Source organism: Pseudomonas sp. AC083 (genome assembly GCF_979253165.1).
Genome location: NZ_CEEDDH010000012.1, coordinates 72,471 through 96,071, shown reverse-complemented (window position 1 = coordinate 96,071; position 23,601 = coordinate 72,471). Strand labels below are relative to the sequence as shown.

The following is a 23,601-nucleotide window of genomic DNA, read 5'->3' as shown; positions in this document are numbered from 1 at the left end:
GTCTGACATGCCCGATTTCGCTGAACTGTTGCAGCAAGGCGGGGCTCACGCCTGGCTGTATTTCCCGAGCGCGATTCTGCTCGGTGCCTTGCATGGCCTGGAGCCAGGTCATTCGAAAACCATGATGGCGGCCTTCATCGTGGCCATCCGTGGCTCGGTCAAACAAGCTGTTTTGTTGGGGGTGGCCGCAACGCTTTCGCACACCGCCGTGGTGTGGCTGGTCGCCATCGGCGGCATGTACCTGGGCAAAGGCCTGGATGCTGAAACCACTGAGCCGTATTTCCAGCTTGCGTCTGCTGCACTGATCATCATGATTGCCCTGTGGATGCTGTGGCGTACCTGGCGCGGTGAGCAGATGTTCAAGTTCGAGCAAAGCGATGCTCACCATCACGGCGAACACGACCATGGTCATCATGATGAAACGCACCGAATAGATACCGGCCATGGCCGTGTTGAACTGTCGATCTTCGAGGAAGGCCTGCCACCGCACTGGCGTCTGAAGACCCTGAGCGGACACGCCTGGGCAGCCTCGGATGTTCGCCTGACCACGACGCGTCCGGACGGCAGCAGCCAATCGTTCGCGTTCGTCGAGCGTGAAGGTTTTCTGCAGTCGACGGTGGATATTCCCGAACCGCACGAGTTCAGCGCTCGGTTGAGCCTTGGACATGCCGGGCATTCGCATGATTACGATCTGACGTTCCAGGAGCATGGTCACGGGCATGCGCATTCCGAACTCGAAGGCTTGGAGCTGTCGATTGATGGCTATCAGGATGCGCACGAACGTGCTCATGCCAACGACATCCGTAAACGCTTCACCAACCGCGAAGTGACCACGGGTCAGATCGTCATGTTCGGGCTGACTGGCGGCCTGATTCCTTGTCCGGCTGCCATCACTGTCCTGTTGCTGTGCCTGCAAGTCAAAGAAGTCGCGCTCGGCGGCATGCTCGTTCTGTGTTTCAGCATCGGCCTGGCGCTGACTCTGGTCACTGTCGGTGCCGCTGCGGCCATCGGTGCCAGACAGGCTTCCAATCGCTGGCCGTGGCTGGGAACCGTGGCGCGCCGCGCTCCTTATCTGTCCAGCGTGCTGATCATTGGCGTTGGCCTGTATGTCGGCTTTCATGGCTGGATCGGCCTGAGCGCATAAGACCCTTTGCGCACAGCGGTGGCACTGATGCAAAGGGTTGCCATCGCAACCATAAAACCAACGACTACCACTGCCACTGACGAGCAAAGAGCCCAGCGCAAGGCTCGGCTATCGAGGAGCGCGCGATGGGGGCAAGGCATTAGCGAACGCCTGCATCCTCAGAATTACTCCACCGGCACGACATTATCCAACGCCTGATTAACCGCGAGCTCGCCGAGCATCACTACCTGCGCGATACCTTGCAGTGTCTTGCGCGCAGATCCTTCAACCATTCCAATCACATCACTCAGCATTACCGAGGCAGAGCCTAGCGATTCGCTGGCGTTGACCAGCAGTTCTTCGGTGGCGATTTTCGGGTTGGCGAGGAACATGCTGCTGGTCTGGTAGGGCGTGGTTTTGAGGGTGTCGGTGGGTTTGAGGTAGTGGTCGAGGGCGCGGTCGGCGGCTTCGTGGAGTTTTTTTGAGTCGAGGGATTCGTAGGGGGAGGTTTCGTCTGACTGTGGCGGGTTTGGCGTGACTTTGAACATGGTGAAGCTCCATATGTGACCAAGGGAGCCATCACTCTCGCTACCAAACGAAGGGTGGTGGCCATACGAAGGTTGGTAGACCGGCCCACATGGAAAAACCGGCGCGCTCGAAAACGCCCTGCGCATGGCCACCATAAAACCGATGCGAAAGCATCTGCATAGGATGACGTTATGCGCCATGTGGAAAGCGGGCTACCAAACCCGATCACTGTTTTCAGTGACCGGCCAACGATAGAACCACGGCCCGAGGCGCACAAGCCGGCGGATTCTGGCGTAGTCGTAGGCAATGGCGCAAGGCGTTGTAGCTTGCTGGAATAGTCTGGATATCGGTTTTAAACGGGGTGTTTAGGGAATTGGTTTTGGCTGAGGTTTTGTGTTGATCGGGCTGGGGTCTTCGCGAGCAGGCTCGCTCCCACAGGTGTCGAGTTGGCAATGTTTATAGCGTCGTGCCGACAAGCCCCATCACACATTTTGAACTTTGCTTTCGGCGCCATTTCCATTGTTTGAGGTGACAACCCTCCAGCTCCTCCACACCTGAATCAAGGAATGACCGTGACGGCTCCCACTCATAAACCTGCTCTGCGCCGGGCAATCACTTTCCCGATGCTGTTTCTGTTTATTCTCGGCGATGTACTCGGCGCGGGTGTTTACGCCCTCGCCGGAACGATCGCGGGGGAGGTGGGCGGCGCGATTTGGGTTCCGCTGCTGATCGCGTTGTTCTTCGCCATGTTGACGGCAGGTTCCTACGCAGAGCTGGTGACCAAATATCCCCACGCCGGCGCGGCTTCGGTGTTCGCGGAAAAGGCCTTCAAGTCACCGCTCATTTCCTTCCTGGTCGGTTTCTGCATGCTGGCGGCTGCGGTCACCAGCGCTGCGGGTTTGTCGCTGGCGTTTGCCGGTGATTACCTCAACGCCTTCGTTGACGTATCGCCGCAGATTGCCGCCCTGGTGTTTCTCCTGGCGATCGGCCTGCTCAACGCGCGGGGGATCAAGGAGTCGCTTGGGGCGAATCTGGTGATGACCGTGATTGAACTGTCCGGGTTGATTCTGGTGATCGTGGCTGCAGTCTGGTATTTCCGCACAGGCGATGCGGATCTGGGACGGACGCTCACGTTCAAACCGGGCGTCAGTCCCGTGCTGGCGGTGCTGGGGGCGGCGTTGTTGGCGTTCTATTCCTTCGTCGGGTTCGAAACTTCGGCCAATCTGGCCGAGGAAATCAAAGACGTGCGCAAGGTTTACCCGCGCGCCTTGTTCGCCGCTTTGCTCACCGCTGGCGTGGTTTACATGGCGGTTGGCGTGGCAGCTTCTTCGGTGTTGCCTACCGAGAAGTTGGTGGCAACGTCGGCGCCTTTGCTCGAAGTTGTCCGCGCATCGACCCTCGCAATCCCGCCGGCGCTGTTCTCCTTTATTGCGCTGATCGCTGTGGCCAACGGTGCGTTGTTAACCATGATCATGGCCAGTCGATTGACTTATGGCATGGCCAACTTGGGGCTGTTGCCGGGTGTTTTGGGTGCGGTGCTGCCTCAACGCAAAACTCCGTGGGCTGCCATTGTCGCAACGACCTTGGTCGCTATTGCCCTGACACTCACAGGCACGCTGGCAACGCTGGCAGAGACGGTGGTGTTGCTGTTGCTGTTCGTTTTTCTGAGTACCAATGTGGCGGTGCTGGTTCTTCGTCGTGACAGGGTGGAGGAGGACCACTTTCGCGTGCCGACCTTTGTCCCGGTGCTTGCGATCGTGTCGTGTCTGGTGCTGCTCAGTCAGCAGGGGTGGGAAACGTGGTTGCGCGCGGGGGCGTTGATCATTGTCGGGATGTTGCTGCACGGCTTTTCTCGTATCAATTTTTCCGCGATCAGTAAGGCCGGGTAGTGCAGCAGCTTGGGGAATTGGTGTTGTTTGGGCGGGCGTATTCGCGAGCAGGCTCGCTCCCACAGTGGATGGGTGGTGGTTTTCAGAATGAGTCACACGTTGTCAGTCGGCGGGCGGGTGAGTAAGCTGCCGACATGAATCAGTCCTCAGTTTCCCCATCCTTCCCCGGCCCGCGTGGTCCCGTCGATCACGACATTCGTGATCAGATTGTCGCGGCGGCCAACGAGCATTTCAGCCAGTACGGCTACGCCAAGACCACGGTGTCCGATCTGGCCAAGGCCATCGGTTTCTCCAAGGCGTACATCTACAAATTCTTCGATTCCAAACAGGCGATTGGCGAAGCGATCTGCGCGAACTGTCTGGGGCAGATCGTTGCGGCGGTCGAGCAGGCGATCGACGAAGAAAACCTGACCCCTACCGAGCGTTTCCGTCGTTTGGTGAAAACCGTGATCGCTACGGGCGTGAACCTGTTCTTCAACGATCGCAAACTCTATGACATTGCCGCGTTTGCAGCGGGTGAGAACTGGCCAAGTGCGCAGCGTTACGATGCGCAGATCAAGCGCTTTATCACCGACATTGTCCGCGATGGTCGCGAGGCCGGTGAGTTCGAGCGCAGGACGCCGCTGGACGAGACGGTCGAGTCGATCCACTTGGCGCTGCGGCCCTTCGTCAATCCACTGATGCTGCAACACAATCTCGATTTCATCGAAGTGGCGCCCACGCTGACTTCGAACCTCATCTTGCGCAGCTTGATGCCTTGACCCTCTGCTGATCCGAATACTCGGATCAGTCGCCCCAACCCCATCCTGTTCCTGACGCAACGACATTTCCGCTGTTCTGTTTGTGACTCTTGACTGGTATGGTCACTAGGGCAACATGGCCGCCGCAGTTTGGTTATTTCAGTGCTGCGTACCAGGGTTCGTACGGCGCGAAATACAAGAATAGCGCCAGCGGGCTCGGTACTTCCGTCAGCTATCGCTTCTGATTCAGCGCTGAAAATCGGGCCGGCGATTTAGTGATTGTTGACGATATCGGTCACAAGACTGAGAATATGATGATCATCCTATTTTCAGTGAAGGAATTCCATGCGCCGGCTCCGACCTTTCCCCCTCGCGGTATGTTTGTTGCCCTTGGCCCTGACGGCGTGCGGGGATTCCTCCAGCGCAAAAGATCCACGCACCCTGGCGCCGATTGTCAGATCGGCGGCGGTGCAACCGGCAGAAAATGGGTCTCGATCATTCACCGGCGTCGTCGCTGCGCGCACCCAGGGCGATCTGGGCTTTCGCGTTTCGGGCAAGGTGCTCGAGCGTCTGGTTGATACCGGTCAGACGGTCAAGCGCGGCCAGCCACTGATGCGCCTCGACCCGATCGACCTCGGCCTGCAGGCGCGAGCCCAGCAAGAAGCGGTGAGCGCCGCTCGCGCCCGAGCCATACAGACTGCCGGTGACGAAGCGCGCAATCGCAAACTCGTCGCCGCCGGCGCTATTTCGGCATCGGCCTACGATCAGTTCAAAGCCGCCGCCGACACCGCCAGGGCGCAGCTCAATGCCGCTATGGCGCAAGCGGACGTCGCGCGCAACGCCTCGGGTTACGCGGTTTTGCTGGCGGACGCTGATGGCGTGTTGGTGGAAACCCTCGCCGAACCCGGGCAAGTCGTCAGCCCGGGACAACCGGTGGTGCGGCTGGCGCGGGCCGGTCAGCGGGAGGCCATCGTCCATCTGCCCGAGACCTTGCGCCCCGCGCCGGGCTCAACCGCTCAGGCAAAACTGTATGGCGATACGTCGGCTGCCGTGAGCGCAAAACTTCGTCTGCTTTCCGATTCGGCTGACAGTACCACTCGTACGTTTGAGGCGCGCTTTGTGCTCGAAGGCAGGTTGGCCAATGCGCCAATCGGCTCGACGGTCACCCTCGAAATTGACCAGGGTTCTTCGCCAGATCAGGCGCTGAAAGTGCCCGTCGCGGCGATCTACAACCCGGGCAAAGGCCCCGGCGTGTGGGTCATCGCCGGCACACCGGCGACAGTGAGCTGGCGCCCGGTCGAGGTCTTGGGCTTGAGCGATGACTCGGCCCGTGTCGCTGGCCAGCTCAACGTCGGTGAGCCGATTGTCGCGCTGGGCGCGCATCTGCTGCGCGATGGCGAAGAAGTGCGCTTGCTTGCCCGCGACGATGGCCAGATTGCCGGGAGTCGTCCATGAGCGAGGGCCGGTTCAACCTTTCTGCTATCGCCGTGCGCCAACGTGCGATCACGGTGTTTTTGATTTTTCTGATCGCCGTGGCCGGCGTCCTGTCGTTCTTCAAATTGGGCCGGGCGGAAGATCCGCCGTTCACGGTCAAGCAGCTGACCGTCATCACCGCGTGGCCGGGAGCGACCGCGCAAGAGATGCAGGATCAGGTCGCCGAACCCCTCGAAAAGCGTCTGCAGGAATTGAAGTGGTACGACCGCACGGAAACCTACACGCGTCCGGGACTGGCATTCACCATGGTTTCGTTGCTCGACAGCACACCACCATCGCAGGTGCAGGAAGAGTTTTACCAGGCACGCAAGAAGCTCGACGATGAAGCGATCAGGCTGCCGGCGGGTGTCATCGGGCCGATGGTCAACGACGAGTTCTCCGACGTGACCTTCGCGCTGTTCGCCTTGAAAGCCAAGGGCGAGCCGCAGCGCTTGCTGGTGCGCGACGCGGAAACTTTACGCCAGCGCCTGTTGCACGTGCCGGGGGTGAAAAAGGTCAACATCATCGGCGAGCAGGCCGAGCGGATATTCGTTTCGTTTTCCCATGATCGCTTGGCGACGCTGGGCTTGTCGCCGCAGGACATCTTCGCCGCGCTGAACAATCAGAACGTATTGACGCCGGCCGGGTCGGTCGAAACCAAAGGGCCGGAGGTTTTTCTGCGCGTCGATGGCGCGTTCGATACGTTGCAGAAAATCCGTGACACGCCTGTTGTCGCTCAGGGCCGAACACTCAAGCTGTCTGACGTGGCCACGGTCGAGCGCGGCTACGAAGACCCGGCAACTTTCCTGGTGCGCAACAACGGCGAAGAAGCGTTATTGCTCGGCGTGATCATGCGCGAGGGCTGGAACGGTCTCGATCTGGGCAAGGCGCTGGATGCCGAGACAGTCAGGATCAACGAAGAAATGCCTTTGGGCATGACGCTGTCGAAAGTCACCGATCAGGCGGTGAATATCGACTCGGCCGTCGGCGAGTTTATGGTCAAGTTCTTTGTCGCGCTGCTGGTGGTCATGCTGGTGTGCTTTCTCAGCATGGGCTGGCGTGTCGGCGTGGTGGTCGCAGCGGCGGTGCCCTTGACTCTGGCGATCGTGTTTGTGGTGATGGCGGCGACCGGCAAGAACTTTGACCGGATCACTCTCGGCTCGCTGATTCTGGCGCTCGGCTTGCTGGTCGATGACGCGATCATCGCCATTGAAATGATGGTGGTGAAGATGGAGGAGGGCTACGACCGCATCAAGGCCTCGGCCTATGCCTGGAGTCATACGGCAGCGCCGATGCTGGCCGGCACACTGGTCACGGCGATTGGCTTTCTGCCCAACGGATTCGCGCAATCAACGGCGGGCGAATACACCAGCAACATGTTCTGGATTGTCGGCATCGCGCTCATTGCTTCGTGGGTCGTCGCCGTGGCTTTCACGCCGTACCTGGGCGTGAAGCTGTTGCCCGACATCAAGAAAGTCGAAGGCGGGCACGCGGCGATCTACGACACGCCGCGCTACAACCGTTTCCGGCGTGTTCTGGCATGGGTGATCACGCGCAAATGGCTGGTGGCCGGTGCGGTGGTCGCGCTGTTTGCCGTTGCGATTCCGGGCATGGGGCTGGTGAAGAAGCAGTTCTTTCCGACCTCGGACCGCCCCGAAGTGATGATCGAAGTGCAGATGCCCTACGGCACGTCCATCGAGCAGACCAGCGCCGCGGCGGCCAAAGTCGAAGCCTGGCTGCACAAGCAGGAAGAGGCAAAAATCGTCACCGCCTATATCGGCCAAGGTGCACCACGGTTTTTCCTGGCAATGGCGCCGGAATTGCCGGACCCATCGTTCGCCAAAATCGTCGTGCTGACCGACAGCCAGGACGCCCGTGAAACTCTGAAGTTGCGTTTGCGCGAAGCGGTCGCCGAAGGGCTTGCTCCAGAGGCGCGGGTTCGGGCGACGCAAATTGTCTTCGGTCCATATTCGCCATTCCCGGTGGCCTATCGGGTGATGGGACCTGATCCGGCGAAATTGCGCGACATCGCCGAGCAGGTCAGGGCGGTGATGCAGAACAGCCCGATGATGAGAACCGTCAACACTGACTGGGGGCCGCTGACGCCGACCTTGCATTTCAACCTGGATCAGGACCGCTTGCAGGCGGTGGGGCTTACGTCCAGCGCGGTCGCCCAGCAGTTGCAATTTCTGCTCAGCGGCGTGCCGATCACGGCGGTGCGCGAGGACATCCGTTCCGTGCAGGTCGTTGGCCGTGCGGCGGGCAATATCCGCCTGGACCCGGCACAGATCGAAGGCTTCACCCTGGTCGGTGCGGCGGGGCAGCGCATCCCGCTGTCGCAGATCGGCCAGGTCGAAGTGCGCATGGAAGACCCGATCCTGCGCCGCCGCGATCGCACGCCGACCATCACCGTGCGTGGCGACATCGCCGAAGGTTTACAGCCACCGGACGTTTCCGGCGCAATCATCCAGCAGTTGCAGCCGATCATCGAAAACCTGCCTTCCGGCTTCCGGATCGAACAGGCGGGGGCCATCGAAGAATCCGGCAAGGCCGGCAAAGCGATTCTGCCGTTGCTGCCGATCATGATCGCCATGACGCTGCTCATCATCATCGTCCAGGTACGCTCGATCTCAGCGATGATCATGGTATTCCTCACCTCGCCGTTAGGCTTGATCGGCGTGGTGCCGACGCTGCTGATCTTCAACCAGCCGTTCGGCATCAATGCGCTGGTCGGGTTGATTGCGCTGTCGGGGATTCTGATGCGCAACACGCTGATTCTGATCGGGCAGATCCATCACAACGAGCAGGAAGGGCTGGCGCCGTTCCATGCCGTGGTCGAAGCGACAGTGCAACGGGCGCGGCCAGTGTTGTTGACCGCGCTGGCGGCGATTCTCGCGTTCATTCCGCTGACCCACTCGGTGTTCTGGGGCACGCTGGCGTACACGCTGATCGGCGGCACGTTTGTTGGCACCATCATCACGCTGGTGTTTCTGCCGGCGATGTATGCGATCTGGTTCAGGATTCGGCCTGAGCGCTGACATCGAGCACGATTTTTCCCCGGGTGTGCCCGGCCCAGCTTTGTTTAACCGCGTCGACAACTCCTGTCAGCGGTACCACTTGAGCCTCAAGGCTGAGCTTGCCGGATGTGAACAGCGCGGCAATCTCGGCCAATTGGCTGCCATCGGAGCGGGTGGCGAAATTTTTGCCACTCACACCGTGCTCGTTTGCCTTCTGTGCAGAGGGTGCGCTTACGGGGGAAACCAGAACGCCCCCGCGCTTGATGACACTCCATGAGCGGTTCTGAGTTTCGCCGCCGACCAGATCAATGACCGCATCGAGGTCAGCAACGCTGTCTTCGAATTTAGCCGTGGTGTAGTCAATCACCTCATCGGCGCCAAGTGAACGCAGATAGTCGTGGTTCTTCGCAGAGCTGGTCGCGATCACATATGCACCGGCAAGGCGGGCGAGCTGGATTGCGAAGCTGCCCACGCCACCTGAGCCGCCGTGAATGAGGACTTTTTGACCTGCCTGAATCCCGGCGTGTTCATGCAAGGCTTGCCAAGCAGTCAGTGCTGCCGCCGGCACGCCGCCGGCCTCTTGCAACGACAGGGTTGTCGGCGTGTGGGCCAGACGATCTGGCGTTGAGAGGGCCTGGGTCGCATATCCGCCGGTAATCCCGATAAACCCGAACACCTTGTCGCCAACGACAAAGTCTCTGACATTCCTGCCCACCGCGGCGACTGTGCCTGAGACTTCCACACCAGGCGTGTAGGGCAGTGGCAGAGGAATGAATTGCTGCATGGCACCGGAGAGGATTTTCCAATCGATTGGATTGATCCCACTACCGGCAACATTGATTAACACCTGATCGTCATTGGGTTTCAGATCCGCAAGTTCTTTGAGCTCCAGCGCTTCTGCCTGGCCGTACTGCGCGACTTGGATCGCTTTCATGATTCTCTCCGTTGTGATGGTCAAGGCTCGTCGGAAGAAATGGACGCGCCGGCGATTTGATCAGTGGCGACGTGCGTCGAGGCTGAAACGCCCTGCGCCGGAAGAAACGATCTGCAAGAGCCCACCGGCCATGGCGATATTCTTGAAGAAGTGAATGAACTGATTCTGGTCCGCCAGGGCGTTATGGAAAATCAGTGCGGTCAGTACGCTGAAAATCGCCAACAGCGCTGCGGTGGTACGTGTGCGATAACCGGCGATCAACGCTACGCCGCCGAGAACCTCGACAGCAATCGCCACGCCCAACGCCAGTGCGGGAAAAGGCAACCCGACAGAGCCGATGTAGCCAATCATCATGGCCGGTGCCGCGATTTTCGACAGGCCCGAAAGAATGAAGATCGCGCTCAGAAGAATCCGCCCGATCAAGGAAACGCTGCTGTTGAGGTTGGAAGACGTTGAAGCAGTGACGCTGGAAATTGTGGCTGCGTGGGTCATGACGTGGATTCCGCTGATTTCAGCGCTTCACCATGAAGCGCCGTTGTGGAGCAGATGATGTCACCGCGCAGCTTTGCGCAATAGCCGACAAGTTTCGATGATCAGGTTCGAAAAAATAGAAATGCAGCAGAAATCGAAGTGGACCTCCCTCTGTGGTCAGCGACGTGTGTTGGTGAGTAGGATCAGGCAAATGTCGCGGACTAATCGGATAACAACGGCGGGGCGGATTCGGTACGTTGGTCTCGAACGCGGTTCAGCCGAATCCTGAACCGCCGCTATCAAGAGGAGTACTGCCATGAACGAGACTAAGGTTTGGTTGGTTACAGGCTGTTCCACCGGGTTCGGTCGCCACATTGCCACGGCGCTGCTGAATGAGGGTGAGCGTGTGGTGGTCACGGCGCGCAACACACAGCAGATCGAGGATCTGGCCGCCCTCGGCGACGCTTTGATTCTGCCTCTGGACGTGACCGATCCGGCGCAGGCGATGCAGGTCGTACAGGCGGCCGAGCATCGCTTCGGGCGAGTGGACGTGCTGATCAATAACGCCGGCGTTGGCTATTTCTCATCGGTAGAAGACAGCGACGATGAAGCTGTTCGGCGGATGTTCGAGGTCAACTACTTCGGCACGGCCAATATGATTCGCGCAGTACTGCCAGGCATGCGCAAGCGGCGCACCGGCATGATCGTCAACCTCACATCGGTAGGCGGTCTGGTCGGGTTCGAAGCGGTCGGCCATTACTGCGCGACGAAGTTCGCCGTTGAGGGCCTGTCGGAAAGTCTGCGCGCCGAAGTAGCGCCACTGGGTATCGGCGTGATGACCGTTCAGCCCAGCGCCTTCAGAACCCAATGGGCGGGGTCTTCGGGCGCCGCGCAAACGGTGGCCGAGGATTATCAGGCAACCGCCGGCGCTGCGATGCGCGCGTACCAGCAATCTGTTGGCAATCAAGCTGGCGACCCAGACAGGGCGGCAGCGGCGATCTACGCCGCGGTTACCTGCGCAGCGCCGCCGGCGCGCCTGCTGTTGGGCAATGAAGCCTATGAGGCAGCGCAGGCGAAGCTTGCCGCCATGGGCCGCGAGTTCAGCGCATGGGAGTCTACCGCCCGTGGCGCGGACTTCCCGACGGCCTGACAGGCGAAGCCCGCACTGATGGCATGGACGCTACAGAATCAGGCAAACACCTGAGAGGAGTGAGTTAACGGGGACGACGCGGTGTGGGAAAAACTGGGCGAGTGAGTTGATTCGCCCAATTTTGAACGGCATTTACCGAGGAGTATTTGTATGAATTCGTCGTCCCCGTCCCGACCTTTCATGTGGCTCTGCGCATTCGCAGCGGGGGCCATGATCGCTAATCTCTATTATCTGCAGCCGATCCTGTCGTTGGTAACGGGGGCATTTGGTATTCCGCTTGCCACGTCCGGCCTGCTGGTGAGTTGCGCTCAACTTGGCTACACGCTGGGCATTGTGCTGGTCGTCCCGCTCGGTGACGTCCTCGAAAGAAGAGCGCTTCTGAGCCGGATGTTTACCATCAACGCATTAGCGCTGTTTGTGGCTGCGGCCAGCCCGAATTTCTTGTTGTTCTGCGCCGCAGTGTTGATCAGTGGAGTCACGGCATCGGCTGCCATGTTGATTGTGCCGTACGTAGCGTCCATCGCAGCTGAGCATCGGCGCGGTCAAGTGATCGGCGTGGTGATGACCGGGGCCTTGCTCGCGATACCGCTGTCGTGGCTGGTCTCCGGCGGTATCGGCAACGCGGCAGGGTGGCGCTTGGTGTACGCCAGCGCCGGGTGCGCGGCGTTGATCCTGCTCATGCTGCTCAGAATCACCTTGCCAACCGAGCCCGCGCGCCGAGGCCAGCCCGTGCGTTATGAGCAGTTGATGCGCTCGTTGTGGCAACTCATCCTCGAGTATCCAGCGCTTGCTCGCCGGGCGCTTTACGGTGCGCTGGGAATGGCCAGCTTCAGCATGTTGTGGACTGGATTACCAATACTGTTGTCGCAACCGCCGTTCAATTTTTCGACTTCGAGCATCGGACTGATCGGGCTCACGGGAGTGACTGGCGCGTTGATTCCCGGTGTGGTTGGCCGGCTCTGTGATCATGGCTACCGGCACGCGCTGGCATTCGGGTTGGCCTCGTTGATGATACTGGCCTGGGCGGTGCTGAGCTTTGCGGCGACAGGGCTCTGGATAATAATCGCTGCCGCAATGGCCTTGAACGTTGGCGTAATGGGCTTGCAGATCGCCCATCAATCGGTCATCTACAAACTGGCCCCCGCAGCCAACTCACGGATTACCGCGGTGTTTATCAGTATCAACTTTGTTGGCGGCGCTATTGGCTCCGCAGTTGCAAGTTTCGGTATTCGGTATGTCGGCTGGGAAGGGCTGTGCCTACTGGGCGCTGCTTTGCCCGCGGCTCTTGTGCTGGCCTATGCATTGAAGGAACGGCCCTTTGCCCGCGTTGCGGTTCAATGAACATGCAAATGGGCGGCGAGGAAATCCATCAGGGCTCTTACGCGTGCGGGCAGATGTCCGCCTTGGCCAACGTAAATCGCATGAATCTCCGTGACGCTTGCAGGCACGAATGGTTGCAGGACGCAAACCAATTTTCCGGCAGCCAGGTCATCTGCAACCTGGCAGAACCCCAGCCTGGATAGCCCTGCGCCCAGCACCGTCAATTCACGCAAGGCGTCGCCATCGCTGACGCGCAGATTGCCTTTTACCGGGTACATACGTTGCTCGCCGCTCTCGTCGAGCAAGGCCCACTCCATGGCGGGAGGCGAAAAGGTGAAACCCAGACAGTTGTGATCGGCAAGGTCTTGAGGCACCAGCGGAGTGCCCTTGGCCGCCAGGTAGTCAGGAGGTCCTACGATCAGCCCTCTGGATTGCCCGAGTCGTTTCGCCACAAGGTTGGAGTTCTTGAGCGCTCCGGTGCGTATGGCGATATCTGCACGTGCTTCGATGAGATCGACCACCTCATCGGTGAGTAAGAGTTCGACGCTGACCCCAGGATGTTGATTCATGAACAAGTTGATGATGGGAAGAAAAAGCTGGCGGCCGATACCCACATTACAGCTGATTCTGACCACGCCCTGCGGTGCAGAACTGCCAGATGCTTCGCGTTCCGCTTCGTCAAGATCGGCCAGTATGGCAACGCTGCGTTAGTCTTGATGGCGCGCTGGCCTGAACACCTCCAGGGACGACCTTGTTCATTTGTTGGTTATGGCACCACGACCGGCGGGGAGGATGAGGTCGACGAGCTTGGATGCGAGTTGTTGAAGCTGCAGGCCATGCCTGTTGGTGGTTATGTGAAGTTCGCTGAGATTGCCGAGCGTCTCGAACAAGGCTTCGGACTGGAGCACTTTGCGCAAGCACGGGTTTCGATGGCGCAGTTGTTGATCCAGCTGGCCTGGTGGGCACGGGCGCTGAAAGATGCGCGGGCCTTCTCTCCTTTGCAGAAGTTCGCGTAGTCCTTCGCTTAGCCGTTTCTGCGAGCGCCTGGAGCATTGGGCAAAACCTGTGCAGGAATTGCATAACGGCACCGCGTCGCGACTTTTTACTCTTGCTTCAAGTCCTGCTGAACGGCAGGAAACTCTGATCTGAAAACAGGAGTTCTAAAATGTCCGATGTCGAAATTCGCGTAGCCCCTGATGCGCAAGAACACGCCACGGCAAATTCAGCCGGCGATCAGGGCAAGTACGTTGGCATGTGGGTGACAGCCGACGGTCATATTCGCCATGAGTTGCTGCCAGGAGGGCGATATGACGAGGCTCGCGGTCGGCAAAAAAGCGCTTATCAAGGGCGCTACTGGCTGGAAGGCGACCACATCGAGTATGTGGACGATACTGGCTTTACCGCAGACGGAGAGTTTCGAGATAACGTGCTGTACCACGCGGGCATGGTGTTATATCCCGAGCGCTGACGCATAAGCCGGAATGAACATTCCGGCTTTTTTATTGGTGTCGTATTACAGATTCTGTGGGCGGAATTGATCGCGCAAATCCAGGGTTTCGCCCGCCACCATAAATTTCCCCTGCCCGCGGTAATGCAGGGTTTTGGGGTTTTTCACCGACGTAGCCACATGCGCCTTGACCACTTCCCACACGAACAGACCGTACTCGCCGATAAGATTGGAGTCGAACAGCTTGCACTCGAAATTGGCGTAGCACTCTTTGATCAACGGGGCCTTTACCCGTTCTGCGGGGGCGGCTGTGAGGTCAAATTGGGCAAACTTGTCGATGGCGCCACCGCTGCTGTTGCCGACGGCAACAACCTGGTCCACCAATTCGACGGTGGGCACGTTGATGACGCACTGCTGGCTGTTGTGGATCAGCTCGTAGCTGTGGTTTGCACTCCAGATGTAGCAGCCAAACAGGGCGGGGGAGAACTGCATCATCATGTGCCAACCCATGGTCATTATGTTGGTTTCACCTTGCCAGGCGGAGGTCACCAGGACGATGGGGCCGGTTTCCAGATGCTGGCGAACCTCGCTCAAAGGGAAGTCGGATTTTCGAAATGCGGTCATGGCGCCTCCGGGGATCAAAAGAGGATAAACAGTTGTTGTCAGTCGCTTTCGACAATTCAACTTTCCTGCTTTTTGACATGCATCTCTCCGGCAGCCTTGCTCAGGTTGTCGGATTTTTGCTCTTTTCCCTGAATTGCTTACGTCGGCAAGAGCTGTTCGCCGAACCGCTTGATCAGCCACTGCCCAGCCGGGCCGGGCGGCGAGTCGGTTCGATAAATCGCATCGAAGGCATAGGTGCCGCCTTTACAGTCGGGCATATCAAGCTCGACCAGGCGTCCTTCGTCCAGGTCAGACTGAACCATGGGCACCGGCATATTCCCCCATCCGATGCCCTCTTTGAGAAGCATGTGTTTGGCGCCCAGATCCGCCAGTCGCCAAGTGCGAGTGCTCACGACGGCAAAGTCCTTGTCACCCGTAAGCGTTGAACGATCCGATAGCACCAATTGAACAAACTCTCTGGCAGCGCCAGGGGATTTGGAACACTCGGTTGCAAGCGGGTGTGCAGGCGCGGCGACCGGTATCAATTGAACACTGCCCACGCCGATGCGCTCGATGCCGTCCAGGCCAATGTCCAGCGGACCGCTGATGCCGACTCCAGCTTTCTTCTCCATCACCAGTTGGGTCACTGCCCCCAAGGCTTCCATGTGCAAGTGCAGAGTGACGGTAGGAAATTCTTCCCTGAAGGTCCTTAACGCATCGACTACTCGCTCGGCAGGGAGCATTACATCGAGCGCGAGGTGAACTTCTGCTTCAAGCCCATGCAGCAAACCGGAGACTTTTGCGCGCAGCCCATTTACGCCGTTGGTAATAGTGCGTGCTTCAGCCAGGACCGTTCGACCTGCCTCCGTCAGTTGCGGTTTGCGCGTGGTTTTGCGGTCAAACAGTGAAACCCCGAGCTGCATCTCCAGATTGGAAATGGAGTAACTCACCACCGATGTCGCGCGATGCAGTTTTCTGGCCGCAGCGGCAAAACTGCCCACTTCTACAACCGTCAGAAATACTTTCAGTTGATCAAGCGTTGGTGTTCCTGGATCGGAGATCATTTCTACTGTCTCGAACGTTTGGGGAGTACTTGTCCTGATTTTGCAGACAGCAGCATATACGCAAGATTGAGCACTTGATCGGCTCTAACAATCAATTGACCGGTTTGTTTCTTCGGCAAGCCATTCGCTGCGCGTGATCTCCCACACCTCCACAGGCATCGACCCCGACACAAACTGGCCGTCCCGTCTGTCAACCATCCGCATGCCTTCATCTTCGGAAATCTTGCGCGAAGCGTGGTTGGCGGCGGCCTTGGGCACCTGCATCAATGGGCGCATCAAAGTTTCAAACCAGTAGGCATTGATCACCTTGCAGGCCTCGCGCATGTAGCCGTTGCCCTGAAACTGAGGGGCGAGCCAGAAGCCTCGATGGTTACCCGGTTGATCAAACAGGCTGATACTGCCGATGCAGCTCTCGGGCTGAACGCGGGTGCGGATCATCCAGTGCCATTCCTTTGCGGCAGCCGTCGCGGGCAGCGCGACATCGCGGACGTAAACAAGCGCGCCGTCGTCCGGATACGGCCACGGAACGCGGCTGTCGAGATAGCGCACGACCTCCCATTGCGGAAACAATTGTTGCACCGCCGCTGCATCACTCAGTTGCAGCGGGGTGAGGATCAGGCGGTGGGTGTAAAGCGTGGGGATGCGATCCATGGCAATCAATCCTTGCGAGCAGTGGCGGGCAGGACCGGTACTCTCTCAAACGAGCAGTTCAAGTGTCGAGCGACCTGTGCGCGGTCTCACTCAAGTAGTTCGATCAACTCCCCACCGTCCTCTTTCAACCGCTGCAAAAACACCTGTGCCTCCAGCAATTGATAGGGAAAATACAGCCCCGGCCTTACCTGCGCTTGCCCATCCAGCCCAACCAGCCGCTCCAGCAACATGGCCACGCTGAGCCCGGTCAACGCTGCTGCGCCTGATCGGTGAACTACGGCGTGGCGTGTGCGCAATGGCTGGCCCTCGTGATCCGTGCCTTCAAGTTCAATGAGTATTTCCGTCGACATCGGCTGACCCTGACGCCGGGTCGAGCTGACGCCGCTGGCGAGGTTGAACTCGACGTTCGGGGCGTCGGTGGCGGCCGCCAGGCCGGTGACGTCGATGGAGGAAAAGCCGGCGCCCTGCATGATTGTGCCGTCGACGGCGCGGAAGCTGACCTTGGCGTCGTCGCCTTCGCGCCAGATGAATTTGCCGTCGCGGCGGGTCAGCGCGGCGGGCAGCATTTTGTTCAGGTGCTCGAAATCGACGGCTACCGTCGGGCCGCCGCCGTCCTGTTCGTCGACCAGCGCATGAATGCGGATGTCGTGCACGCGGGCGAATGCCTTGGCGATGTGCAGCGTTGCCACGGTGGTGGCGCCGACCATCCATTCGTAGCCGAGGACAATGGGCGACGCGTCGGGCGAGTGGATGAAACTGGCGATCTGCGGGGCGATTTCGAACACGCCGGAAGAGATGCTCAGGTGCGGCACCTTGCGCTTTTGCGCAAAGCGCAGCCCGGCGAGGGCGTGGTCCATGTAGAACAGGACGATGGCGCTGATCGGGCGATCACCCAGTCCCAGATCATCTGCGCGAGCGTCGATGACCACACCTTGGGCATTGCCGATTTGCTCGGCGGTTTGCTGAGCCTTGGCGAGGTCGCGTCCGCCGATCAGCAAGGGGACGTCGGGATGCGCCGCGCGCAATGCGCGGGCCGTCTGATGGCCGATGGCGCCGGAGCCGCCCATGAACAGAATGGGATGAAGTGGCATGAATCCTCCGCATTTTTCCTGGATTGAAACGTGCTTGGGCTAGACACCCTAGCACGCACTTTCCAGTTCGCCGGTGCGCTTGGCCTGCGCACCGACGAACGACCACTGGAGGAATCAGCCCAGATGATGCCGCTGTGCAAGGCGATAGACATCGGTGTCGAGGCCTTCGAAACGGGCCTTCAACTGCAACGCCAGATACAGCGAATAGTGCCGTGACTGATGCAGGTTGCCGCCGTGGAACCAGAGGTTCTGCTGCTGGGTCGGCTTCCACATGTTGCGCAGTTCACCTTCATACGGGCCGGGGTCGTTGGTGGTACCGGAACCCAGGCCCCAGCAGCGCCCGACCTTGTCGGCGACTTGCTGAGAAATCAGCTTCGCGGCCCAGCCGTTCATCGAGCCATAACCCGTCGCATAAACGATGAGATCGGCCGGCAAGCGGCTGCCATCGGTGAGCACCACCGCATCCGCTTCGATGCGTTCGACACCGAGGCCCGGCGCGCTCTTGAGCTTGATCGTGCCGTTGGCGATCAGTTCCGAGGCGCCGACGTCGATGTAGTAACCCGAGCCACGGCGTACGTATTTCATGAACAAACCCGATTCGTCATCGCCGAAATCGAGCATGAAACCCGCCCGGCTCAGGCGTTCATAGAAGTCCTCGTCGCGCTCCTTGATCGCGTCGAAGATCGGCCGATGAAACTGTGGCATGACCTTGTACGGAATCGAGGCGAACAGCAGGTCGGCCTTATCCGTGGTCAGACCCGACTCGAGCGCCTCTTCGGAATAAAGCCCGCCGAAAACCAGTTCCATCAGGCTGTCTGAACGCACGATGTGCGTGCTCGAACGTTGCACCATGGTCACCTCGGTGCCGTTTTCCACCAGATCGGCGCAGATGTCGTGGGCTGAATTGTTCGCGCCGATGACCACTGCGCGCTTGCCTTTCCACGCATCGCCGCCGGGGTGACGGCTCGAGTGATGTTGCTGGCCCTGGAAGTTTTCGGCGCCGGGATACACCGGCACATTCGGTACGCCAGACATGCCGGTGGCGAGGATCAGTTGCGTCGGTTGCAGGGTGACGGGCTCGCCGTTGCGCAGGACCTCCACGGTCCAGCGGCCAGTCTCTTCGTCAAACGTAGCGCCGAGGCATTCAGTGCGCGGCCAGTAGTTGAGTTCCATGACCTTGGTGTACATCTCCAGCCAGTCGCCGATCTGGTCTTTCGGGGTGAACACCGGCCAGTGGTCGGGGAAGGGCAGGTAGGGCATGTGGTCGTACCAGACCGGGTCGTGCAGGCACAGTGACTTGTAGCGGCCGCGCCATTGATCGCCGGGGCGTTCGGCTTTGTCGATGATCAGCGTCGGTACGCCCATGCGTTTGAGCCTTGCGCCGAGGCCGAGCCCGCCCTGACCGCCGCCGACGATCAGGCAGTACGGTTGCGTGGTAATGCCCAGCGCCGCTTCTTCATCGCGGCGGCGCTCCAGCCAGTTGCGCTTGTCAGCGTGGGCATGGCCGTGGCTCGCGCCCATCGGCCGGCGGCGGCCGCTGGGTTCTTCGAAGCCCTTGAGTTCGCGCATGGTGGTCAACAAAGTCCAGCACAGACCGTCCTTCAGGCGCACGTAGCCTTTGCCACGCGCGGTGTCGGTTTCCAGACTCATCCAGCCTTCGAGCACGCCATCGGTGAGCGTGGCTTCACCTTCGAGTTGCCAGCGTTCGGGCCGGGTCTGCTCAAGGCGTGTTTCGAGCATGTCGCGAATCGCCGGTTTGCCTTCCAGGGTGACGAGGTTCCAGCTGAACAGCAGCAAGTCACGCCAGTGGCATTCTTCGGCAAACAGCTCCAGCGTGCCGTCCACATCTCGTTGCGCCAGACGTTCGCCGAGGCGTTCGACCCAAGCGGTGAGTTGCGCTGTTGGCGATTGCAAAGGGGTTTCAATAGCGATGTTCATGGGGCCACTCCCGATCTTGTTGTTTTGGTAAGCCATGGCATCAGAGCAAGGCTTGGGCCATCTCCTTGAAAGACGCGGGCCAGAGCGTTTGATGCAAAGGCCGACAAGGCTTGGCGCAGGCGACATGTCACAAATTCGAGAATCGCGGATGACACTGTGTCACTGGGCGCGAAATTCCCCCGTAACGAGCTTTTCATCTAAGCTGCGGACACACCCGTGTCTTCACCGAAGCGGAGAACAACAACAATGAAACCGGCCTCGATCAACGCCCACGCGCGCCAGGTACTGCAAGCCGTGCAGGGCTCTGTTGCCAGCCACAGCGCGGCGGCAGACCTGGCGATCACCCGTTCGTGGCGGCGCTGCCTGGATCAATACCAGCTTGATCCGGCCAGCCGCCGCGCGCCGGACGTGCTCGAACAGGCGCGTTTGCGCGAACACCGTGCGCCGCTGGAACACATCATTTCCGTGGCGCACTGGCAGATGAACAGCCTGCACCAGCAACTGGGACGTGACGGCCATGTCGTGCTGCTCACCGATGCGCGCGGCGTGGCGATCGACAGCGTGTTCAACGAAGCCGAACGCGGCGAGTTCCAGCGCTCCGGGCTGTGGCTCGGCTCGGTCTGGAGCGAGGAGCACGAGGGCACCAACGGTGTCGGCACCTGCCTGGTCGAGCGCCAGCACGTGACCATTCGCCGCGACGAGCATTTCCGTGGTCAGCACGTCGGCCTGACCTGTTCGGCCAGCCCGATATTCGACGCCAGCGGTGGGTTGCTCGCGGTGCTCAACCTTTCCTCCGTGCGCGAGGAAAGCAGCCTTGAGCAACGCTTCAAGGCCATGGCCCTGACCAATCTGTCGGCCAGGTTGATCGAGAGCTGTTTTTTCCTCGGCCACGATCCGCAACGCTATTTGCTGCGGTTTCATCCCGACGCCGGGTTTGTCGGGCTGCTGGGTGAAGGCCTGCTCAGCTTCGACGAGAGTGCGCGGATCTGTTCGGTGAATGCGGCGGCGCTGGATCTGTTGGGCCTGAGCCGCGAGCAAATGGTCGGGCAGTCGTTGACCATGTTGCTGGAAACGCCGATGGAGCAGTTGCTCGATCAGGCCAGTGCTCAGGCGCACGTCTGCTGGCCGATGCGCTTGGCCGACGGGCGCTTGTTCTACGGCCAGTTGCGCGAACCGATCCGCTCCGCGCCGTTGACCCTTGCGCCTGTCCCGCCAATCAAGGATGAGCGCGTGTGCCTGGAAGACCCGCGCCTGCAACGCGGATTCGCTCGCGCGTTGCGTGTACTGGAGCGTGACGTGCCGGTGTTTCTGCAGGGTGAAACCGGCACCGGCAAGGAGGCCTTTGCGGCAGCGCTGCATCGCGCCAGCTCGCGCGCCGGCCAGCCGTTTGTCGCGATCAACTGCGCGGCGATCCCAGAGACGCTGATTGAAAGCGAGCTGTTCGGCTATCGCGGCGGCAGCTTCACCGGCGCGCGCAAGGACGGCATGGTCGGCAAGCTTGAGCAGGCCCATGGCGGCATTCTGTTTCTCGACGAAATCGGCGACATGCCCCTCGCGCTACAGACCCGTCTGCTGCGCGTGCTCGAAGAGCGCCAGGTTGTGCCGCTGGGCAGCGCAACGCCGCGACCGCTTGATGTACGCCTGATCAGCGCCAGTCACCAGAATCTGCCAGCCTGCGTGGCCGACGGACGCCTGCGCGAGGACCTGTTCTATCGCATTGGCGGTTTCGCCGTGGAACTGCCGCCGCTGCGCGAGCGTTCCGACAAGGGCCGTCTGCTTGACCTGCTGCTGCGCGAAGAAGCGGCGGGCGCCACTGTGCGGCTGCAAGCGGGAGTTCGAGAACGCTTGCTGGCGCAGCCCTGGCCGGGCAACGTCCGGCAACTGCGCACCTGTTTGCGTACGTTAGTGGCGTTGGCAGTGGAAGGCCGGGTCACGCTGGAGGACGTGCACGAGTTACTGCCCGCAAGTGACGACCAACCTGTTGACGATCCACTGGGCGTATCCGAACGGCAAACTCTGCTCAGCATGATCGAAGCTGAACACTGGCATGTCGCGCGAGTTGCCCGTCGTCTGGGGATCAGCCGCAATACGCTGTACCGCAAGCTTCGTCAGCATGGGATCACCCGGCCTGGTTGAAGACAATCGCGATCATTTGCGTTCATTCGCTGTAGATTGCGTGCATTGCCTGGATATTGCTTGGATCCAATCATTAACTCACTATATCGCACGCCGACAAGCGGTAGGCTGAGCCTATTGCTTAAGGTGATGGCGCAATGACATATTGCAGCACCTTTCCTCACTTCAAGATGTACCGAAAATGCGCCCCCTCAAGTCACTTGTCGCAGCGTCGTTGCTGCTCAGCGGGTGCAATGGAATGCCAGTCGCTTTTGTTCAGGATCCTGTTTTAGACCAAGCCTTTGTCGTTCACTCCGGCGCGCCTTTGCCTTACGTGCTGATGGGTTCGGCTGTGCAATGGAATGAAGACTTCGCCGTGACGGTGAAGCACATTCCTTACTTGTCGGGCACGGTTTTCCAGGGGCAGGCAGATGTGCAGTTCTTCCGTCACAAGGCCAATAGCGTGCCGGCGTGGCGCGGCTACAAGCCGGGCGAGGAGCTGACTTCGGTGGGCTTCAATTCGCTGTACATGTCGGTCAAGGGCACCGGCCAGGCGCTGCCGGCGATGGTTCGCCTCGACGTCAAAGAGGGCAACGTGCTCTACGGCACCCATAATGGCGCGCTGGCCAAAGGCATGTCCGGCGGGCCGGTGTTTTCCGCCGATGGCAAAGTGGTTGGCATCAACGTGGCGTTTCTCACCCGTGACGATGTCAGCCGCCTCAAACGTAAAGACTTGCTCGATCAACCGCGCGTAAGCATTTTTTTGCCGTACGCGGAGATCAATCGCGAGTGGTCGCGCTATCAGGCCAGCATCACCCCGACAGCGCCACCGGCGACCAAACTGGCCAGCCGCTGATCAGCGTTCGCGCATCGCTTCGCGGGCGCGGTTGAGCGGTTTGATCAGGTAGTCGAGCACGGTTTTTTCGCCGGTACGGATGTCCACCGTGGCGATCATCCCGGGCACGATGGCGAAGCGTTTGCCGGCCTTGTTGCGCAGTTCATCCGAAGCGGTACGGATGAACACGCGGTAGTAGAAGATCTCCGGCTTGGCTTCGTCCTGAATCGTGTCCGGCGAGATCGTCACCACTTCGCCGTCGAGGCTGCCGTAGATCGAATAGTCATAGGCGGTGATTTTCACTTTCGCCGCCTGGCCCGGGTGAATGAAGGCGATGTCGCGCGGCGAGATGCGCGTCTCGATCAGCAGTTGTTCATCGAGCGGCACGATCTGCATGACCTGGCCGTTAGGCGCAATGACGCCGCCAATCGTGCTGACCTCGATATCCTTGACGATGCCGCGCACCGGCGAGCGCAGGGTCAGGCGCGACAGTGAATCGGTGCGACCACGGATCACCGCTTCGAGCATCTGCGCTTCGGCGTTGGCCTTGGCCAGGTCTTCGCGGGCGCGGACCATGTAATCGGAGCGGGCTTCGGTGGCTTTCAATTCCAGCTCCGAACGCTGACGGGTCAGGCGCAGCACTTCGACCCGGCTCGAGGCGCCGATCTTCGCCAGATTTTCAGTGATCGCGAGTTCGCTGCGCACCAGTTTCAGCGAGCTCTGAATACCGTCGAGGGTTTCCGCCAGACCTTTGCGCCGGGTCTGGTAGAGCTCGGTTTCGGCGCGGATCAGATCGGGAAACTCCTGCAGCGATGCTTCGAACGTCAGGGGCTTTTCGCTGACTTCGGCCTGCAAGCGGTTGACGCTGGCCAGCGCCGCGCGGTACTTGGCCGCGCTTTCGCCGACGTTGGACTGGTTCTTCACCGGGTCCAATTGCGCGAGGATCTGCCCGCGCTCGACCAAAGCACCTTCGCTGACATTGAGCTGCTCGAGAATGCCGCCCTCCATCGACTGAATCACCTGCTCGCGCGAGCTGGGCACCACTTTGCCGGTGCCGGTCGAGACTTCGACGATCTCGAACCACGCGGCCCAGGCAATGAAGCAGGCGAGCATCAGCGCGCAACCCCAGATCACCTTTGCGCCACCGGCAAGTGCGCGCTCATCGCGGCCATCGAGGTAGGACATCGGGTCCGGCACGTCGGTCATCATCGG

General features: G+C 60.0%; 22 protein-coding genes. 12 read left to right on the top strand and 10 right to left on the bottom strand.

What is annotated here, in order from left to right:
• Positions 1 to 7 precede the first annotated feature (7 nt).
• Both AC0IXA_RS17990 and AC0IXA_RS17985 read left to right on the top strand, forming a co-directional pair.
• Positions 8 to 1,144 carry a nickel/cobalt efflux protein RcnA gene (locus tag AC0IXA_RS17990; RefSeq protein ID WP_471814156.1) on the top strand — a complete coding sequence of 379 codons (1,137 nt, stop codon included), beginning with the start codon at positions 8 to 10 and terminating at the stop codon, positions 1,142 to 1,144.
• A complete protein-coding gene (locus AC0IXA_RS17985) occupies positions 1,123 to 1,224 on the top strand; it encodes a YHYH domain-containing protein (RefSeq protein WP_110599553.1) in 102 nt (33 codons plus the stop codon). The genes AC0IXA_RS17990 and AC0IXA_RS17985 overlap by 22 nt, the downstream gene beginning before the upstream one ends.
• Positions 1,225 to 1,308: 84 nt before the next feature.
• Here AC0IXA_RS17985 and AC0IXA_RS17980 read toward each other — a convergent pair whose 3' ends face one another.
• Positions 1,309 to 1,671: a DUF6124 family protein gene (locus AC0IXA_RS17980; RefSeq protein ID WP_341637750.1), complete on the bottom strand. Its 363-nt coding sequence runs from the start codon at positions 1,669 to 1,671 to the stop codon at positions 1,309 to 1,311.
• A 546-nt stretch (positions 1,672 to 2,217) separates the two neighbouring features.
• On the opposite strand from AC0IXA_RS17980, the gene AC0IXA_RS17975 reads away from it, so the two are divergent.
• The 4 genes from AC0IXA_RS17975 to AC0IXA_RS17960 all read left to right on the top strand — a co-directional run bounded on the left by AC0IXA_RS17975 (position 2,218) and on the right by AC0IXA_RS17960 (position 8,791).
• Positions 2,218 to 3,540 (top strand): APC family permease, encoded by a 1,323-nt coding sequence (locus tag AC0IXA_RS17975; RefSeq protein WP_160768952.1) that lies wholly within the window; start codon positions 2,218 to 2,220, stop codon positions 3,538 to 3,540.
• Between the two features lie 134 nt (positions 3,541 to 3,674).
• Entirely contained in the window at positions 3,675 to 4,301 is a 627-nt protein-coding gene (locus AC0IXA_RS17970; protein WP_160768953.1) for a TetR/AcrR family transcriptional regulator, read from the top strand.
• Between the two features lie 324 nt (positions 4,302 to 4,625).
• A complete protein-coding gene (locus tag AC0IXA_RS17965) occupies positions 4,626 to 5,735 on the top strand; it encodes an efflux RND transporter periplasmic adaptor subunit (protein ID WP_471814153.1) in 1,110 nt (369 codons plus the stop codon).
• Positions 5,732 to 8,791, top strand: a complete 3,060-nt coding sequence (locus tag AC0IXA_RS17960; RefSeq protein WP_471814151.1) for an efflux RND transporter permease subunit — start codon at positions 5,732 to 5,734, stop codon at positions 8,789 to 8,791. Before AC0IXA_RS17965 ends, AC0IXA_RS17960 begins: the two co-directional genes overlap by 4 nt.
• Here the strand turns inward: AC0IXA_RS17960 and AC0IXA_RS17955 are convergent.
• Together AC0IXA_RS17955 and AC0IXA_RS17950 are read right to left on the bottom strand one after the other, a co-directional pair.
• Positions 8,769 to 9,704: an NADP-dependent oxidoreductase gene (locus AC0IXA_RS17955; RefSeq protein WP_471814149.1), complete on the bottom strand. Its 936-nt coding sequence runs from the start codon at positions 9,702 to 9,704 to the stop codon at positions 8,769 to 8,771. The two genes, AC0IXA_RS17960 and AC0IXA_RS17955, sit on opposite strands and share 23 nt — an antisense overlap.
• Before the next feature lie 60 nt (positions 9,705 to 9,764).
• Positions 9,765 to 10,196 carry a DoxX family protein gene (locus AC0IXA_RS17950; protein ID WP_471814147.1) on the bottom strand — a complete coding sequence of 144 codons (432 nt, stop codon included), beginning with the start codon at positions 10,194 to 10,196 and terminating at the stop codon, positions 9,765 to 9,767.
• Between the two features lie 295 nt (positions 10,197 to 10,491).
• Between AC0IXA_RS17950 and AC0IXA_RS17945 the strand changes: the two genes are divergently transcribed.
• Positions 10,492 to 11,325, top strand: coding sequence for an oxidoreductase (locus AC0IXA_RS17945; protein ID WP_471814145.1), 834 nt, complete (start codon positions 10,492 to 10,494; stop codon positions 11,323 to 11,325).
• A gap of 150 nt (positions 11,326 to 11,475) precedes the next feature.
• Complete coding sequence (locus tag AC0IXA_RS17940; RefSeq protein ID WP_471814143.1) at positions 11,476 to 12,666, top strand: MFS transporter; 1,191 nt, start codon at positions 11,476 to 11,478, stop codon at positions 12,664 to 12,666.
• Here AC0IXA_RS17940 and AC0IXA_RS17935 read toward each other — a convergent pair.
• The gene (locus AC0IXA_RS17935) at positions 12,660 to 13,259 is read right to left on the bottom strand and encodes a LysR substrate-binding domain-containing protein (RefSeq protein WP_471814141.1); all 600 of its coding nucleotides are present in this window, start codon (positions 13,257 to 13,259) and stop codon (positions 12,660 to 12,662) included. The genes AC0IXA_RS17940 and AC0IXA_RS17935 overlap by 7 nt on opposite strands.
• Here AC0IXA_RS17935 and AC0IXA_RS17930 point away from each other — a divergent pair.
• Positions 13,203 to 13,661, top strand: a complete 459-nt coding sequence (locus AC0IXA_RS17930) for a hypothetical protein (protein WP_471814139.1) — start codon at positions 13,203 to 13,205, stop codon at positions 13,659 to 13,661. The genes AC0IXA_RS17935 and AC0IXA_RS17930 overlap by 57 nt on opposite strands.
• Before the next feature lie 236 nt (positions 13,662 to 13,897).
• Complete coding sequence (locus tag AC0IXA_RS17925) at positions 13,898 to 14,113, top strand: Atu4866 domain-containing protein (RefSeq protein WP_056786820.1); 216 nt, start codon at positions 13,898 to 13,900, stop codon at positions 14,111 to 14,113.
• 45 nt (positions 14,114 to 14,158) lie between these two features.
• Here the strand turns inward: AC0IXA_RS17925 and AC0IXA_RS17920 are convergent, their stop codons facing one another.
• The 5 genes from AC0IXA_RS17920 to AC0IXA_RS17900 form a co-directional block, all read right to left on the bottom strand.
• Complete coding sequence (locus AC0IXA_RS17920; RefSeq protein WP_056785061.1) at positions 14,159 to 14,716, bottom strand: flavin reductase family protein; 558 nt, start codon at positions 14,714 to 14,716, stop codon at positions 14,159 to 14,161.
• 137 nt (positions 14,717 to 14,853) lie between these two features.
• The gene (locus AC0IXA_RS17915; RefSeq protein ID WP_024012654.1) at positions 14,854 to 15,759 is read right to left on the bottom strand and encodes a LysR family transcriptional regulator; all 906 of its coding nucleotides are present in this window, start codon (positions 15,757 to 15,759) and stop codon (positions 14,854 to 14,856) included.
• Positions 15,760 to 15,843: 84 nt separating this feature from the next.
• Complete coding sequence (locus tag AC0IXA_RS17910) at positions 15,844 to 16,410, bottom strand: GNAT family N-acetyltransferase (RefSeq protein ID WP_471814136.1); 567 nt, start codon at positions 16,408 to 16,410, stop codon at positions 15,844 to 15,846.
• A gap of 86 nt (positions 16,411 to 16,496) precedes the next feature.
• Positions 16,497 to 17,501, bottom strand: a complete 1,005-nt coding sequence (locus AC0IXA_RS17905) for an NAD(P)-dependent oxidoreductase (protein ID WP_471814134.1) — start codon at positions 17,499 to 17,501, stop codon at positions 16,497 to 16,499.
• Between the two features lie 114 nt (positions 17,502 to 17,615).
• Positions 17,616 to 19,439, bottom strand: coding sequence for an NAD(P)-binding domain-containing protein (locus AC0IXA_RS17900; RefSeq protein WP_471814132.1), 1,824 nt, complete (start codon positions 19,437 to 19,439; stop codon positions 17,616 to 17,618).
• A 246-nt stretch (positions 19,440 to 19,685) separates the two neighbouring features.
• On the opposite strand from AC0IXA_RS17900, the gene AC0IXA_RS17895 reads away from it, so the two are divergent.
• Positions 19,686 to 21,575 carry a sigma-54-dependent Fis family transcriptional regulator gene (locus AC0IXA_RS17895; RefSeq protein ID WP_186569025.1) on the top strand — a complete coding sequence of 630 codons (1,890 nt, stop codon included), beginning with the start codon at positions 19,686 to 19,688 and terminating at the stop codon, positions 21,573 to 21,575.
• A 238-nt stretch (positions 21,576 to 21,813) separates the two neighbouring features.
• Complete coding sequence (locus AC0IXA_RS17890; protein WP_122750270.1) at positions 21,814 to 22,410, top strand: trypsin-like peptidase domain-containing protein; 597 nt, start codon at positions 21,814 to 21,816, stop codon at positions 22,408 to 22,410.
• On the opposite strand, the gene AC0IXA_RS17885 is transcribed toward AC0IXA_RS17890, so the two are convergent.
• Positions 22,411 to 23,598, bottom strand: a complete 1,188-nt coding sequence (locus tag AC0IXA_RS17885; protein WP_445941205.1) for an HlyD family type I secretion periplasmic adaptor subunit — start codon at positions 23,596 to 23,598, stop codon at positions 22,411 to 22,413. It abuts the gene before it with no gap.
• Positions 23,599 to 23,601: the final 3 nt, after the last annotated feature.